This window comes from Amycolatopsis sp. BJA-103, assembly GCF_002849735.1.
Lineage (GTDB): Bacteria > Actinomycetota > Actinomycetes > Mycobacteriales > Pseudonocardiaceae > Amycolatopsis.
Genome location: NZ_CP017780.1, coordinates 3,031,646 through 3,046,884 on the forward strand (window position 1 = coordinate 3,031,646; position 15,239 = coordinate 3,046,884).

General features: G+C 66.6%; 11 protein-coding genes and 2 pseudogenes. 8 read left to right on the forward strand and 5 right to left on the reverse strand.

The genetic code is table 11. From position 1 onward, the window contains the following. Window positions 1-334 precede the first annotated feature (334 nt). Together dnaE and BKN51_RS13070 are read right to left on the reverse strand one after the other, a co-directional pair. Window positions 335-2,520 (reverse strand): annotated as a pseudogene (gene dnaE, locus BKN51_RS13065) (DNA polymerase III subunit alpha); the annotation flags it as partial. 169 nt (window positions 2,521-2,689) lie between these two features. Then, a complete protein-coding gene (locus BKN51_RS13070) occupies window positions 2,690-2,980 on the reverse strand; it encodes a DUF6881 domain-containing protein (protein WP_233223198.1) in 291 nt (96 codons plus the stop codon). A 715-nt stretch (window positions 2,981-3,695) separates the two neighbouring features. Between BKN51_RS13070 and BKN51_RS44250 the strand changes: the two genes are divergently transcribed. Together BKN51_RS44250 and BKN51_RS13080 are read left to right on the forward strand one after the other, a co-directional pair. Next, a complete protein-coding gene (locus BKN51_RS44250; RefSeq protein WP_233223190.1) occupies window positions 3,696-5,540 on the forward strand; it encodes a hypothetical protein in 1,845 nt (614 codons plus the stop codon). 826 nt (window positions 5,541-6,366) lie between these two features. Then, the gene (locus tag BKN51_RS13080) at window positions 6,367-7,605 is read left to right on the forward strand and encodes a hypothetical protein (RefSeq protein ID WP_146044337.1); all 1,239 of its coding nucleotides are present in this window, start codon (window positions 6,367-6,369) and stop codon (window positions 7,603-7,605) included. Window positions 7,606-8,100: 495 nt separating this feature from the next. Here BKN51_RS13080 and BKN51_RS44255 read toward each other — a convergent pair whose 3' ends face one another. Both BKN51_RS44255 and BKN51_RS44935 read right to left on the reverse strand, forming a co-directional pair. Continuing rightward, the gene (locus tag BKN51_RS44255) at window positions 8,101-8,547 is read right to left on the reverse strand and encodes a cold-shock protein (protein ID WP_233223173.1); all 447 of its coding nucleotides are present in this window, start codon (window positions 8,545-8,547) and stop codon (window positions 8,101-8,103) included. Continuing rightward, window positions 8,544-9,131 carry an RNA polymerase sigma factor gene (locus BKN51_RS44935; RefSeq protein WP_101607902.1) on the reverse strand — a complete coding sequence of 196 codons (588 nt, stop codon included), beginning with the start codon at window positions 9,129-9,131 and terminating at the stop codon, window positions 8,544-8,546. The genes BKN51_RS44255 and BKN51_RS44935 overlap by 4 nt, the downstream gene beginning before the upstream one ends. A gap of 1,187 nt (window positions 9,132-10,318) precedes the next feature. Between BKN51_RS44935 and BKN51_RS43980 the strand changes: the two genes are divergently transcribed. From BKN51_RS43980 to BKN51_RS43065, 6 genes and pseudogenes are all read left to right on the forward strand, one after another. Next, window positions 10,319-10,903, forward strand: a complete 585-nt coding sequence (locus tag BKN51_RS43980) for a site-specific integrase (RefSeq protein WP_199193034.1) — start codon at window positions 10,319-10,321, stop codon at window positions 10,901-10,903. Next, window positions 10,863-11,237: pseudogene (locus tag BKN51_RS44940) on the forward strand (hypothetical protein); the annotation flags it as partial. The gene BKN51_RS43980 and the pseudogene BKN51_RS44940, both read left to right, overlap by 41 nt. Window positions 11,238-11,274: 37 nt before the next feature. Beyond that, window positions 11,275-11,472: a hypothetical protein gene (locus tag BKN51_RS44260; protein ID WP_233223172.1), complete on the forward strand. Its 198-nt coding sequence runs from the start codon at window positions 11,275-11,277 to the stop codon at window positions 11,470-11,472. Between the two features lie 31 nt (window positions 11,473-11,503). Continuing rightward, window positions 11,504-12,436 carry a hypothetical protein gene (locus tag BKN51_RS13100; protein WP_101607903.1) on the forward strand — a complete coding sequence of 311 codons (933 nt, stop codon included), beginning with the start codon at window positions 11,504-11,506 and terminating at the stop codon, window positions 12,434-12,436. Window positions 12,437-12,521: 85 nt separating this feature from the next. Further along, window positions 12,522-13,091 carry a hypothetical protein gene (locus tag BKN51_RS13105; protein ID WP_101607904.1) on the forward strand — a complete coding sequence of 190 codons (570 nt, stop codon included), beginning with the start codon at window positions 12,522-12,524 and terminating at the stop codon, window positions 13,089-13,091. Window positions 13,092-13,109: 18 nt separating this feature from the next. After that, window positions 13,110-13,289, forward strand: coding sequence for a hypothetical protein (locus BKN51_RS43065; RefSeq protein WP_146044336.1), 180 nt, complete (start codon window positions 13,110-13,112; stop codon window positions 13,287-13,289). Window positions 13,290-14,208: 919 nt separating this feature from the next. Here the strand turns inward: BKN51_RS43065 and BKN51_RS13110 are convergent. Next, the gene (locus BKN51_RS13110; RefSeq protein ID WP_101607905.1) at window positions 14,209-15,159 is read right to left on the reverse strand and encodes an NADP-dependent oxidoreductase; all 951 of its coding nucleotides are present in this window, start codon (window positions 15,157-15,159) and stop codon (window positions 14,209-14,211) included. Between the last annotated feature and the right edge of the window lie 80 nt (window positions 15,160-15,239).

The window sequence follows — 15,239 nt, forward strand, 5'->3', positions numbered from 1 at the left end:
TGCGATCGATCTCGATCATCGACATGAGTACCAGGTTGAAGCGATCATCCACGCAGCGCATTGCGGCGAGATGCACGGCAGTAACCGCTTGAGTACGGCCGCCCGACATCGCTGGGAGCCGATGCCAGGCAGAGCGTCCAGCCGTTGAGGTCAGCGGATGCGCTAACGACGATCTTGCTACTTGAGCGGTTCTGACACGCCCTCACGCCGCTGGTCGCGCGTTGGCGTTCCATCAGGCCGACCAGCTGGCCGAGAATGCAAATCGCCGAGAAGGGGGCGGTCGCGATGCACACCTACTGAGCTGGGATCTATCAGATCGATGACTAGTCCGGTAAATCACTTGTTCCTGAAACAACGGCACGCCGAGAGTCCGATCGAGCGGTCCGGCGAGCAGCGGATGCGCGTGCGACCAGTCCTCCTCGCCGCGTCGGCGTCGTAGATAGGGGTGGACGGAGCCGCCCTGGATCGGTCCGGGACGGATGAGGGCGACCTCTACGACCAGGTCGTAGAAGGTGCGGGGCCGTAGCCGGGGCAGCGTGCCCAGCTGCGCGCGGCTCTCCACCTGGAACACGCCGATCGCCTCGGCGGCGCCGAGCATGTCGTACACGGCCGGGTCGGCGAGGTCGAGCTGCCCGAGGTCGATGACGGTGTCGTGGTGTTCGGCGATCAGGTCGAGCATGTAGTGCAGGGCCGAGAGCATCCCCAGCCCGAGCAGGTCGATCTTGACCAGCCCGGCCGACGCGCAGTCGTCCTTGTCCCACTGCAGGATCGACCGGCCCTCCATGCGGGCCCACTCGACCGGCACCACCTCCGACACCGGTGTCCGCGACAGCACCATGCCGCCGGAGTGGATCCCGAGATGCCGCGGCAACCCCTCGATCCGGGCGGCGAGGCCGAGCACGTCCCGCGGGATCCCATGCCCCTCCTGCCCAGCGGTCGCCGCGACCCCGGCCCCACCGGTCGGCGGCCTTGGCGAACGCGTCCTGCTGGCAGGGGCTGTAACCCAAGGCGCGGGCGGAGTCCCGGATCGCCGACGGCGCCCGATAAGTGATCACATTCGCCACATGGGCGGCGTTCCGCCGCCCATGCGTGTCGTAGACATACTGGATGACCTCCTCGCGCCGGTCGGATTCGAGGTCGACATCGATGTCCGGGTAGCCGTCTCGTTCCGGGGCGAGGAACCGTTCGAACAGCAGCCCGTAGCGCACGGCGTCGACGCTGGTAATCCGCAACGCGAAACACACCGCGCTGTTCGCCGCCGACCCCACGCCCTTGGCACAGGATCCGTGCCTCACGCGCGAACCGCACGATGTCCCACACGATCAGGAAATACCCCGGGAACCCCAGCTCCGTGATCACGTCCAGCTCGTAATCCAGCTGCGCGTAGGCCCGCGGAGCGTCCTCCCGCGTCCCGTAGCGCTCCCCGGCGCCGACGTAGGTCAGATGCCGCAGGTAGGAGGCTTCGTCATGCCCGTCCGGGACCGGGAACGGCGGCAACTCCGGCGCGACCAACGTGAGGTCGACCGAGCACTCCACCCCAAGCAACGCCGCCCACGCCACCGCACCCGGGTAGCGGGCGAAGATCTCCGCCATCTCCTCCCCCGACCGCAGGAACTGCATCCCCGCCGCCGGAAGCCAGCCCTGCATGTCCTCCATGCTCCGCCGCGCGCGGATCGCCGCGACCGCGTCCGCGTACACCGCGTCCTGCGGGGCCGCGTAGTGCGCGTTCGTGGTCGCCACCGTCGCCAACCCCAGCTCCGCCGCCATCCCCGCCAGCAGATCATTGTGGGTGGAATCCAGCGGCAGGCTGTGATCGATCAGCTCCACCGCCACCGCGTCCCGGCCGAACCGGTCCACCAGCACCCGCAACTCGTCTGCGGCTGCCGCCGGCCCGGACTCGACCAGCGCGCGCCGCACCGCCCCTTTGCGGCATCCGGTAAGGACCTGCACATGCCCGCGCAGGTCCTCCCCCACCTGGTCCACCTCGTAGCGGGGTGCGCCCTTCTCCCCCGCCAGCTGACCGGTCGAGATCGTCCGGCACAACCGCTGATACCCCTCCAGCCCGCGGGCGATCACCAGCAGATGCGTCCCCGCCGGATCCGCGACGCCGTTCTGCGGCTCCGTCAGCCCCAGCGACAACTCCGCACCGAACCCCGTGCGGACCCCGAGTTCCTTCGCGGCCTCGGCGAACCGCACCGCCCCGTACAGTCCGTCGTGATCAGTCAGCGTGATCGCGTCCAGCCCCAGCCGCGCGGCCTCCTCCACCAGCTCCTCCGGATCGCTGACCCCGTCGAGGAAGCTGAAGTTCGAATGGCAATGCAACTCCGCGTACGGCGCCCGCGCCAGCGCACCCCCCGCGTCGTCCGACCGCGGGGTCATCAAGCCCGGCGGCGGCCCCGCGTACCCCTCACGCTTACGCGACCACGCAGGTGCGTCATTCCCGTCACCCCGCGACGCCGAACGACCCGACGCGATCCTCTCCAGTTCCGACCAGCTCGTCGGACCGCCACTCCACACCATCGACCACTCCACGACACACAGAGGAGCCGTGGGGAAGACAGCACCAACATCGAACGTCTGTGCGATCGTCCGTTTAACCTGCGACTTTGTCAAATCTAGAACGAGCTTGTGCCTGTGAGGGCTATCTGTCACCTTTGATCGATAGTTGTCACCGAGCCTGCTGCTGACATCACTGCCCGCTGAGCGCTTGTGTCCATGCCCGTTCAAATTCGCCGCCAGCGATTCGGGTCGCCACGAACTCCTGCTGCGCGTTGATCTCGTCAAGGGGTGGTACGGGGACCTCACCTAGGCCTGTGCCCCCCACCTCGCATTTTTCGTCAGCCCAACCGATGCGGCCGTCTCGGAAGCGCTCCACCTTCCGACGCTCGTAGCCATCGGCGCCGACCTCGCTGAGGATCTCCACGGGTTCATCGGCGAACTCGTGCAACCACGCGACCCGCAGGTGCCACATCTCGCGCATCTCTCCCGCCTGTGCTGACCGTGCTCTTCGCTCTTGCGAGCCTATTCAGGCCGCGCCCGCAGGCCGTCGGGCGGAGATGTCGTGAGCGCCGTGGGTGAACAACAAGTGCTCACACCAAGTGCCAGAAAGCCTTCACTGTTCACGGGCAACCGCCAGCTCACCGCCGCTCACGGTGACAGCTACCTCTCACAGTCACAGAGCTGTGACGACACATGATAGTTGGCATCTCCCGGCGCTAGTTGGCATGGCACATCACAGATGCGCGACCGCATCTGTACGGCTGAGCGCTTCATCTGGCCAGTTGAGCGTGGCGGTCGGCCGATTGAGTGCCTGGATCAGCCACATGCCTTTGGGGTGCTGCGGCAGCGGCCTTGGCGAGCGGGCCGCGCGCGGTCGACGAGGAAGACCGGGAGGTTCCCCGTCCTGGGCTGGTCCGGGGCTGGTTTACGGCGTGGGCGAGCCGCTGGGAACGAGCTGGGCGTGGGACCGGACCTGGCCTGGTCGGCCAGCTTCTTGCGAAGCTGGGTTAGTTCGTCGTTTTCTGCGCGGGTTGGTGGCTGATCGACGTGCGCCCCGCCGCCCCCTGGGAGAAGTCGTGTCTGGGGCCAGGACGTTGAGTGCGGCCGGTCGTGCTCTGTACGGCGGCGGAGGGGTGATAATCGAGAGTTCGTGTCCCAGGTCGGCCATGGAGTGATGTCAAAGAGAGGCAGGACTGGTGACGCAGCCGTCGCTAATCTCCGACCGCACGATCGTGGTGGTCGACATTGCGGGCTTCACCAGCCCTGATAGGAACCTGCCCGATCGACTGGCTGTCCGCGAAGGCATGTACGAGGTGTTGAAGGCCGCGTTCGACGAAAGTGGCGTCGACTTCGACGCGTGCGACCGAGAGGATCGCGGCGACGGCGTCCTGATCTTGTTGTCGCCCGGGACTTCCAAGACCGTCGTCGCCGACCGGCTGCCGGAGCGCATCACGGTCGCTCTCCGCCGCTATAACCACACACGGACTCCGCGGGCGCAGATCAAACTGCGGATGGGCCTGAATTCCGGCGACGTGCTGAACGAGGGAAACGCGTGGGTCGGCGAAGCAATCGACACCGCTTTCCGTATCCTCGATGCCCAAGCAGCCAGGGAAGCGTTCGCCGACTCCGGCCTGCTGCTCGCGGTCATCGCCTCGCAGTTGTTCTTCTCCGAGGTTATCGCGTCCGATCCCGGCCTGCTGCCCGAGTCCTACGCACCGATACCGGTTTCGGTGAAGACCTTCACCGGAATGGTCTACCTCCGGCTGCATGGAGAACGTGCCACAGCAACTTCCCCATCACTGAACGTTCGTATTGCTGCCCTGATGATACTTGACCAGCCCGCGCTCGTGGACAGTCCCGACCTGGACATGATGCCCAGCGAAGATCTGACAGCGTTGCGTCTCCATCTCGCTCCGCTGGATGTCCCTCACCTGGCGGTCATGATGAGTCGCGCGCTCGGGCCCGCCACCCCGTTGCCCAATCTCGCGGGCATCACCGATGCGTGGAGCGCCTTCCAGCTTCTCGCCGACTTCGACGCCGGCCCGGACGGTATCCCGCCCGCGATCACTTTTCTTCGGTTACTTGCCGACCACCTTGGTGGCGAGGTCGGCGCCATCATCACCAGCTTGGTCCGCGACCAGACTCCCTCGCTGCGGCCGGTCCGCATGCCGCCACGTCGGCCATCGGCTCGGCCCGAGCCGACCTTTCATCTGGAGTTCCACAGCGACGATCTCGACGAAACTCTCGGGTATGAGGGACCGGACTTGGCCACCTTGTTCGAACCCTTACCACCGGACGATCGGCCGCTCGACACGCAGCGACACGACTCCTCGGAATTTCCCATCTCGATCTACCTGTCCACGGCAGCCGGCCACGAACTGGTCCAGGCAGCGGTTGAAGACCTGGTGCGCATTGCCGGGGCGGAGATCCTCGAACGGGCCGAACCCAAGATCGGGTCCTGGATGCGTCGCCTCACCAGCCGTATGAAGGTCGCCACCGAGGCCCCTGGTGGGCGGGACGCCGCCACGACAGCGGCGCATGCGGTGGAGGCACGGTTAGTCCAGGCACAAGACGCCACCAACACAGCGACCCTGATGCAGAACCTCGCGCCGATGTTGACAGCCCTGCAGAACACCCCCTCGGCGGTAATCCGGGTCGGAGCACTGCTGATCGTGAAAAACGGGGACATGCTTACCGTGCACCAACTCACCGCTACCCAGCAATTCCACCTGAACCACAAACCCGACCTGCTCACCTCGCCCCACGACATCCTGCGCGCGCTGGACCTGCACCCGACCGACAACACCGCCATCACCGCCGACGCCACCCGACCGTTCACCTCGCCAACTCCACCCCGCATCGCCCCCTCCCGCACCGACAACGAACCAATGAACAATAGCCTCGGCCCGGCGTGGCAGCGGATCACGGCCTGGCTGCGCACCAACACGCCTGCCACCGCCACCACACTGCGGGCCCCCGCACCCGCCGCAGACATCCGCGCCACCGAGCACGCGATGGATGCATACTCACCGACGATCTGATCGAGTGGTGGCGGCTGACGGACGGCGTCGACGACCGGAACCACCGCACCGCGTTCACCGTCCCCGGCATCTACATTCCGCTGCCAGTGGCACGCGTGTGGGAGACATGGGCCAGCCTCAGTAGTCACCCAGACGAGAACTGCTGCCACGCAGAACGGAGCCACCAGCATGCCGCCGGCGAACCCACGGCCAGATATTGCACCGCCCTGATCCCCATCTGCCGCGCTCTCGACGGCGCCATCCTCGCCATCGACCTGCGCCCCGGCACCGAACGCGGACACGTGATGGACTGGACGGCCCGGAAAGGCGCCCACCGCACCACATGGCCCACTGTGACCGCCCTGCTCACCGACACCGCCAACCGCCTCGAAAACCACAACCCCACAAACACCGACACAGCCCAACCAGGGCAACCAATTGTCCGCGACGACGGTGCACTGTCCTGGACATAACCCAACCGATGACATCCCTGAGGCGCGCGCCGCACCGCCGCAGTCGCACAGAGAGAAGCTGCGGTTTGTTGTGACGACAGGCGCTAGTTGGCATCTCCCAGCGCCAGTTGGCATGGAGATGACCGGCGGCCTGACACCGGAAACCTGAGCATCAAGCCTCAGATTCGCAGGTCAGGGTGGATAGCGGCTGTTTACTGGTCGTCTGCGGAAGCTCTTGCCGAAGGCGCCGGTTGACGATCATCGCCAGGTCGAGCATCGCGTTGATCCCGCTCTCGTCGCCGACGAATAGCCCCCTGCGCTCGGGCGGGGCTCAGATAGCCCCGGTTTCCTGCCAGACTGATTCCTCACGGTGAGGAACCGGCTACGGGGAGGTCGTGCGAGTGAACGCGGACGAGGACATGAGGCGGCCGGTGTGGTTGCTCGACCAGCTGATCGACGCCGCCCGGTCACCGAGCACAGCGTCCTACCAGGAGACACGCGAAAGGCTTCTGGTGGAGACGGCGAAGTTCGTGGCCGCTGTGTCCCCTGAGCGCAGCGAACAGTTCGCCAGGTCGAACGGACGCGATTCACTGCTGGCGACGATGGCCGCCCGGCTCGCGGTCTCCGATCCCGCCCGTTCCGAGCGGCTGCTCAATGGTGTGGGCCCGCTCTGGGACCGGTGGACGCTGGTGGCGATGGCCGAACTGGCAGTCGCGGTGGCACCCTCAGACCCCCGCCGGGCCAAGAAGGTACTCAACGAAGCGGCATCTCGTGCCCACCAGGCTGGGAAGGAGAAAACGAAAGCACTGGCGGACATGGCGACAGTGGTGGCGCCCAGCGATCCTCGCCGTGCGAAGCACCTGATCGAGCTCGCTGCCAGGATGGGCAAGGAGGACCGCCATGTGGGTGTCCACGACGCGGCGATGGCCGCGATCGCGCTCGATCTTCGGTTGGCCGAACGGATCGCCACCTCGGCGGGCCCCCGGCTCAACGGGCTCCTCCTGGCCGAGGTGGCGAGAGCGGCCGCGGCGACCGATCCCGATCGCGCCGTGAAAATCGCCCGATCGTTCAAGGAGCCCGCCGAGCTCGCACCCCTACTGGCCGACATCGCGGCGAAGATGGCCACTCACAAGTGGTCCCAGGCCGACAGCTTGATCTCCGAAGCCGATCAGCTGGCACGGCGAATCATGGACCAGCGCGACCACACCGTGACGATGACGTCCGTGATCAAGGCCCTCGCCACGCGTGATCCCGACCGGGCGGTGGAACGGGCCAAGGCGATCGCGAAGGACACCGGAAGGCCGTGGCCGACAGGTGTCGTGGCGGGCGCCATCGGCGCCGCACAACCCGAGCGCGCCGAACGCATCGCGACGTCCATCGAGAACGGCCTCGAACGGACCGCAGCCCTGGCGGCGGCCGCCGAGGCCATGGCGGCAGTGGATCCCGAACGCGCCGAACGGCTCTGCGAATCCCTTCCGAACACCTACTTCGCGCTCCAAGAAGCCTTGGCGCACACGGCGATCGCCATGGCCCGCGCCGACATCGACCGGGCAGAAGAACTCGCCCTGTCGATCACCCACCCCCACCACCGGGCCGAGGCCCTGCTCGAAGTGCTGAGGGTGGTGACCGCCTGAGGTCAGCGGGGCAGTTTCACCACGGTGACGACTTGCTCCACGCCAGATCCACCCCGCTGCACACGTGCGACCACACCGGTGCCTGCCCGACCACCACCGCGCCATCCAAGCTCACCGCGCCGACGCCCTTGCCATGTCACGCCGCCAGCCATGCCAACTAGCGCCTGTCGTCACAAGGCGAGATACGCCTGTCGAGGTGTGGGAGTCAGGAGCGGCCGCAGCGTCGCATGGCATCGCAGGCATTCTCAATCCGTCACCCGAGACCATCAAGGTGATCGACAAGGTCGTCGCCGCGCCTTCGGCGAGTTCTGGCCACCAAGGCCTCGCCAGCCGACAGCGAGATGCCCCGTCCGACGAGTGCATCGAGGCGGAACGCGCCGTAGCGGACGAGGACCATCTCGACGATCTGGCCGTCGCGGTAGCGCGGGTCCTCGGCCCGGGATCTGTCGTGTCAGCGGGGGTTTTCCGTGATCCTCGCCGACGGGCGGCAACCAACTAAACGATCCGGACCTGGCGGACGGGCCCCCAAAACGGTATCTCCTCTGGAGCTGCGAGCTCTACCACTGCCTTGTCCTCGAACTCAACACGCTGCCCGACGTTCATCGCCCCCTCAGCGTCGCGTACATCGAAGTAGACGTCCTCACCTCCGTCATCAGGTCGGATGTAGCCATGCCCTCGATCGACGTTGAATGTCCACACAGTCCCACGCCTGGTTTTCGGGCCGTCGGCTTGGGTGTCGTTCGCGCGCGACACAACGTCGCTGAGAAGGCGGCCGAAGTCGATAGCCTCATTAACGTGGGACAGCAAGAATTCATGGGCTGCGGCGAAGTCAGTATCGGTCAAGTGCGTCAGGGCGGCTTCCGAGTCCAGGACGCGCGCGACATCCGCGATCAACGTTTCGTGCCTGTCGTCCTCTCCCGGAAAGGAGATGATTTCGTTCACAATGCACCTCCCCTGGTCTTCCGCAGGGTCTGCCGTGCTTTATAGAGATTTGCTCGGACATCGTCACCTGTGATCCCGAGGATCTGGGCTATCTCCTGGGGACGGAATCCATCGTATGTCCATGCCATAACTTGCCGCTGCCGAGCCGGGAGCTGTTGGATGGCTGCGATTGCGTCGCGGTGTTGTTCGCTCTGGAGCACCTTCTCGAGTGGGCCGGCATTGGCCGCTGCATGAGGTGCGTCGTTCGACAGCTCGCCTGGTAGGCCTTTGGATCCGAGTAGCCTGCCCCATGCACGTGAGGCTACCGTTCGCACCCAGGTTCGGGGCGTCGTGATCTCCGGCCACTTCCGGTAAGCCTCGACCATCGCCTCCTGCGCAGCGTCTTCCGCTGCCGCGCTCGGCGCCCCCTGGTACACGAGAAAGACGATGAGGCGTGGAAGCTCAACTCGGAAGAAGTCCTCGAAAACCGGTTTCACGTATACGTCAGCTGTTGCCGTTCTTCGGTGCGACCTCTCAAGAGATTCGGACACGGTCGCTCCTTGTGTACATAACAATGGTGACCATAGAGCCGTCACGGCGTGCATCTTGGAATCGGCCGCCAGGCGGCAAGCACGAGGTGAGGTCAACTAGTCCAGCGGCCCTGGCCCGGACGTCGCCGACGACACCGGTAGGACGTGATTCCAGATGTTCACCGGGCATCACCGGGTTCCGCCGTAAGGGGTGCGAGCGTGGCTTGGATGCCGGCGCGAACCGACTCGACCGAATGCCCGCTCGTGCCAGGGGTGTTCCGGCTCAGTCTGCGGTCGCCCCGGAGCGTGTGGCGTTCGCGTGTCGCGGACGGTCCAGGTTGCCACCACGCCGCGCCCCGCTGAGGCAGTGGGCGGCCATCGCCGAGCAGGTCGGCCCGGACGATCTCGGCGTGACGGTAGTTCCCTGAGGCCGAGAGATGCGGACACACCACGACTACGAGATCGAGGCACCGGCGGTGCAGCGCCGCGCTGGTGACGACCCGGTGCCCGTCGAGCACGACCCACGCCCGATCCTCTAATTCCTCGCCACAGACCTGTTTTCCAGATTTTAGTTGTCTCATGAGACATCGACTTGGCAGCCTGCAGGTGGTCGACGACTCGCCGAAGCCGGGGCAATGCTCAGAATGGTTATCGGGTGTTGAGACATTCGCTGTGGACGATGACCCGGCAGGGAGTTCACTTCCTTGAGGGACTCCAGGGCTTTCTGCGTCGTCGGTAGCCTGCTGACCAGCGTGGTGCTCGCCTCGGCGCCGATCGGGCTGGCCTGGGCCTCGTGAACCTAGCCGAGCAGGTCGGCGTGGCGGTAGAGGAAGGTGCGGTCGACGCCGGCGGCGCGGGCGATGGCCGAGACGCTGAGTTCGGTGCCGTTCTTAGTTGCGGTGTTGAGGGTTATGGTGACACGTCCCTGCTGTCGCAGAAGCCCCTAGCCAAAGCCCGCTTGGGCGTGTTCGGCGTGTTCAGACCCCCGAGGATCTCGACCTTGCTCATGTACAAGACGTCACCGGCGAGAGCGCTTGGCGCGCCTGGGCTCACCGATGACGAAGCCCAGTTGCTCAGCCGCGCTGGCGTAGGCGACGGACTGCCGTTCCTACTCGGCCCCGACGGCTCCTACGACTTGGAGTTGAACCGGTTCGTGCGCGAGTTGGATGGGTGGGGTGTGCGCTCGGAGCACACGAGGGAGGCGTACGCGCGTGATCTGATGCTGTTCGGCCGCTCCTCTACCAGCACCTGGTGGACGGTCCATCTGGGACACCAGCCAGGACGATCTGCGCGCCTACAAGCGGGCGCGTCGGCGGACGAAGGGTTTCACGGTGTCCGCGTCGACGTGGAACAGGTTCATCGCGGCGTTGGACAAGTGGGTCAAGTGGGCGGTGCACGAGGAGCTGATCGAGGCCCAGCCGTTTCGTGTGGTGGAGAAGACGGTGTTGACGCCCCGCGGGCTGGTAAGGGTGCTGTTCAATGCCGAGCGCGAGGTCGACGACAGTGTCGGGTCGGTGCGGTTTCTGGCCTATGAGGACTATCTGGTGTGGCGAGACGTGGGGTTGCGTGGCCAGCTACCCGACGGCTCGTCGGACCCGAGTTGGCGCGGTCGGCACGGCGAGCGCAGCGCGGTGTTCGCCGACCTGTTGGTCTGCACCGGGATACGGCTGAGGGAGGCGTCGAGCCTCCTGGTCACCGAGGTACCGCCGCTGGCGCAGCGGCGGTACCTCGGTGACCAGCGACCTGAACCTGCCCGCGACGATCACCAAGCACAGCCAGCCGAGGACGGTGTTCGTGTCGCGGCGCGTGCTGCGCGACCTGCACCACTACCTCGACATCGAGCGTGATGAGCTGGTCGAGCGCCGCCGGTCAGCCGGGGCTTACGGGTGTGCGGACGACTGGATCGGCGTTCGCTCCGCTGGCAAGACTGCACTGACGCTCGTCGAGCATGGCCGCTCGCGGCCGTACTCGCATGTGACGATCGAGCAACGGCGGCAACTGTGCCGGGTCGGCGATGACGGTCAAGGTGGTCCGTTGTGGCTGTGGCTCGGTGAGGACGGACTGCCGCTGTCGCGGTCGACCTGGCAGGCGGTATTTCGGCGAGCCAACGAACGGTGCGCCCGGTTCGGCCTCGACCTGGTGGTCCATCCGCACGCCCTGCGTCACACATTCGCCGTGCACATGCCTCGGGCTGCTACTGCGCCAGACCGTCCGCGCGTTGCGCATGGAGCCCGGCGAGACCCTGATGAGCCAGCAGGTGAAACGGCTGCTCGTCGGCGACCCACTGCGCAAGTTGCAACTACTGCTCGGCCATCGCCAGTGCGAGACGGTCTTCGTCTACCTCGACGTCCTGGACGAGGCGCAGGAGATTGTGCTGTCGCGCTGCGCGAAGGGGATGAACAAGCCGAAGCGCTGAGCAGGGTCCGGCTCGAGGACGGGGCTGCCGCGTGAGCCGCACCGAGGGTGCCGGCTCCGGTCGCCGTGGCCGCCGGGCGTCCTTCCCGACCAAGGAGCAGATGCCCGCGCAACCCGCTCCTGTTCCGGACATCGGTTCGCTGGTGCTCCGGTTACACCTGGATGGCGCCGATCGCACGTTCGACATGTCCGTGTGGCCGTGCTCGCGGCTGACCCGCCAGCTCGCCGAGACGCTGCGCACGGTGGCCGTCGACGGACCCGAATCGAGTTACGAGGCGTTCAAGGTGAACCTGTTCTCGGTGCGGAAGTTCGTGCGGTTCATCGCCGGACCAGACCCGCAGAACGCCACCGAGGTCGAGTTCAGTGACTTGGAGGCCGAGCACATCGATGCGTTCGAGCAGGCGTTGATCGCCGAGTACGGACCGGACAGCGACCAGCCGCGCATCAGCATCGGTGTGGTGGTCCGGCTGCTCCGCGTCGCGTTCGACGCCAGCCCCACGACATTCGATCCCGACCTGGCCATCCAGCTGCGGTTCCTCGGACGGGAAACCCGAGCCCGTCGGACAAGACCCTTGGATGCCTACCCGCAGAACGTCTTCGAGGCGATCCGCATCCTGCTCATCTGCATGACCGGGCTTGAGCCGGAGTGCGCCAAGCGGTTGCAAGCCGACTGCTTGACCAACCCCGCCCGCGGGTTCGTGAGCGTCAACTACGTCAAGCGGCGCGCCCACGGGCGCCAGATCTCCAAGTCCATGCGGGTCAGCGACGGCGGTGCCCTGCACCATCCCGGCGGCCTGATCCGACTGGCGCTGCGGCTCACCGCGCGAGCCCGCGAGTTCAGTGGCAGCACCGATCTGTGGGTCAGCTACGGAGCCAAGGGCCTGCGCGACTCCTTCCGCTCGGCGGGCAGGGTCCTTGGGGTCACGTGGACAACTGGCAGAAACGACATGACATCGACCAGATGACGGACGCCGACGGAACCCTGGACGGCTGGATCTGCGGCGGCTGCGCAAGACCTACAAGTCCCAGCGGTACCTCAAAGCCACCGGCGTGCTCGCCGACTTCACCCAGGGCCACACCACCCATGTCGCCGCCCGCCACTACGCCAACATTCCCGCCCACGATGAACTGCACGACCAGGCCGTGGAGGACGGCCTGCGCGAAGCGCTGGACCTCGCGCTGCCGCCGCCGGTGGTGCTCGACGAGGACGGCACCCGCCTCGATGCCGGAAGCGGGGACCTGCCGCCTGAGCAGGTGCAGGCACTGCTGTCGCGTGAGAGCGACGTGTTCCTGGCCTCCTGCCGCGCCTTCTATGACTCGCCGTTCGGGGCGAAGGGCAAGCAGTGCCCGATGTCGTTGTGGGGTTGCCTGGCGTGCCCGAACGCGGTGTTCACCACCCGGCACTTGCCGCAGGCGCACACCGCGACCTTCACGCGACGTATGGGCATCACCGTTGCTGAACCCAAGCCCCGCCTACATCGGCGCCGCCTGCCGGACTGGGCGCGCTCAGCCCGTGCTCGGACGCGGGCCGACAAGCAGTTGCCCTGGACCGTGCTCGTGCTGGGCTTGATCGCCCTCGCGCTCGTGGCGGGCGGGGTTTTGTGGCTGACGCTGGCCTAGCTGGAGCGGGTCGCCGCCGTGCATGTGAACCCGAACACCGCCATCAACGGCAAGGACTTCGTGACCGCGAAGCTGGACGCGGTGAAGATCGCGCTGAGCGTCGTCGCTGGCGGCGGCGCGTTGTTCGCGCTCTACCTCGGAGTGCAACGCCAGCGACCGGGACCTGCGTGCACGCCTGGACGCGCAGGCACACACTGAGGACGACGCCAGGGCCCGGCGGGTCATTGAGCTCTACACCAAGGCCGCCGACCAGCTCGGTTCCGAGAAGGCGCCCGTCCGGCTAGCTGGCCTGCATGCACTGGAACGCCCTGGCCAGGACAACGCCGATCAGCGGGTGACGATCGCCAGTCTGTGGTGTGCCTACCTGCGTATGCCCTACACATCACCACCCGCAACATCCACACCCGCCGTGCATTCATCTGCAGGCGTACCGACATCGACGAGACGACCAGGCGGCGGGAACCGGCGCTCGTCACAGCGCTGCCTTATGCGCTGATACAGCCAACCGGCTGCCGCCACGAACGCACCAGCAGCGAGGACTCCAACCGCGGACCTTCTCATCACTCCCCCGTCTGCCACTTGTAGATGCGCTCGGCGCTACCGGGTCTTCCGCGATCGTAAAGAATGGTCGACGGCCGTGCGGCGACTCAGGCTACGTAGCTCAGGGGCGGTTCAGGCCGATGTCGGGCTAGGCGAGGCGTCCCCACTATGAAACAGCGTGCTTGGCCTCCCATCGCACGCGGACCGTGCGCATCAGGCCCTCCATCGAGATCGGGCATTGATGCTCTTCACGATGACGGCGATCCACTTCGTTGGCTCTCGCCACGAGGTCGTCGTCGATCTTCGACAAGCTCGCTCGCTTCATGGGTGAGGGACGAGTCAATCAGCTGAGGCCGTGTGCCCATTCATCCAGCAGCTGGTAGTGACCATGCCGCACCTGTGGTCGCCGACGCATTCCGGCTATCGCCACACAGGCTGACAGCCCCAGGAGTCACGACTATGGGCCGGGGTGATCACACCCGGACGACGGATTTCGGCGCTCAGCGGCGATCTGAGAGCGTTTTGCCTGGTCAGAGGCTTGACTGTTTGCCACCGGTGAGTCAGGCCGGCCGGGCGATCACAGGACGAGCATGAGCTTGCCGCCGGGGCGGCGGGACTGGCTGAGCTCGGCCGCTTCTTGGATCTGGTCGAGCGTGTAGGTGCGGGCGACCGGTACGGCCAGGATGCCTTCGCCGGCGAGCCGGGCGAACTCGTCCATCTGGTCGTAGCGGATCTCGGTGGTGATCCGGACTCCCAGGTCGGCCGCCGCGGCGAAGTCCGAGACGCTGAGGACGCGGTCGGGGTCGCCGGTCAGCTCGATCAGAATCGGCAGCGAGCCACCGGCCGGGCTGGGCTGGTCGGCGCGGTCGATCCGTCCGCCGGTCGGTGTCGCGTCCAGGGCGCGGTCGATACGGCCCCCGGCCAGTGCGCTGACGCGTTCGGCCATGCCCTCGCCGTAGGTGGTCACTTGGGCGCCGATCTCTTCCAGCGCGGCGGTCCGAGTGGGTCCGGCGGTGGCGATCACCCGAATGCCCCGGTGCAGCGCGAAGCGCACCGCCGCCTCACCCACGGTGGTACCCGCGCCGTGGACGAGCAGGAGCTCACCGGGCTGGACGCCGAGATCGTCGAGCGCGCGCCACGCCGTCTCGGCCGCCATCGGCAACGCGGCGGCCTGCTCGGCGGTGACGCCGTCGGGGATGGGTGCCCAGGCCGGCATCAGCGCGTACTCGGCGGCGCCGGCCGTCGGGCCCTCGAAGGTGGCCGGGCCGAAGACACGGTCGCCGATCCGGACGCCGTCGACGCCCTCACCGAGCGCGTCGACGGTGCCCGCGATCTCGAAGCCGAGCCCGCGCGGCAGCGGTGGCAGATGGTCGGCGAGGAGACCGTCGACGACGTGCCAGTCGGCCGGTGTCAGGCCGCACGCCCGTACGGCGATCCGGATCTGACCGGGTCCGGGCTCCGGCTGTGGGACATCGCGGAGCACGATCACGTCCGGGGAACCGAACCGGTCGAACTGAAGAGCCTTCATGACGATCTCCTCTGTGATGACAGCATCTGTTGTCATCAACCGTACCAGCATGACGACAGATGCTGTTGTCGTACTCTGAC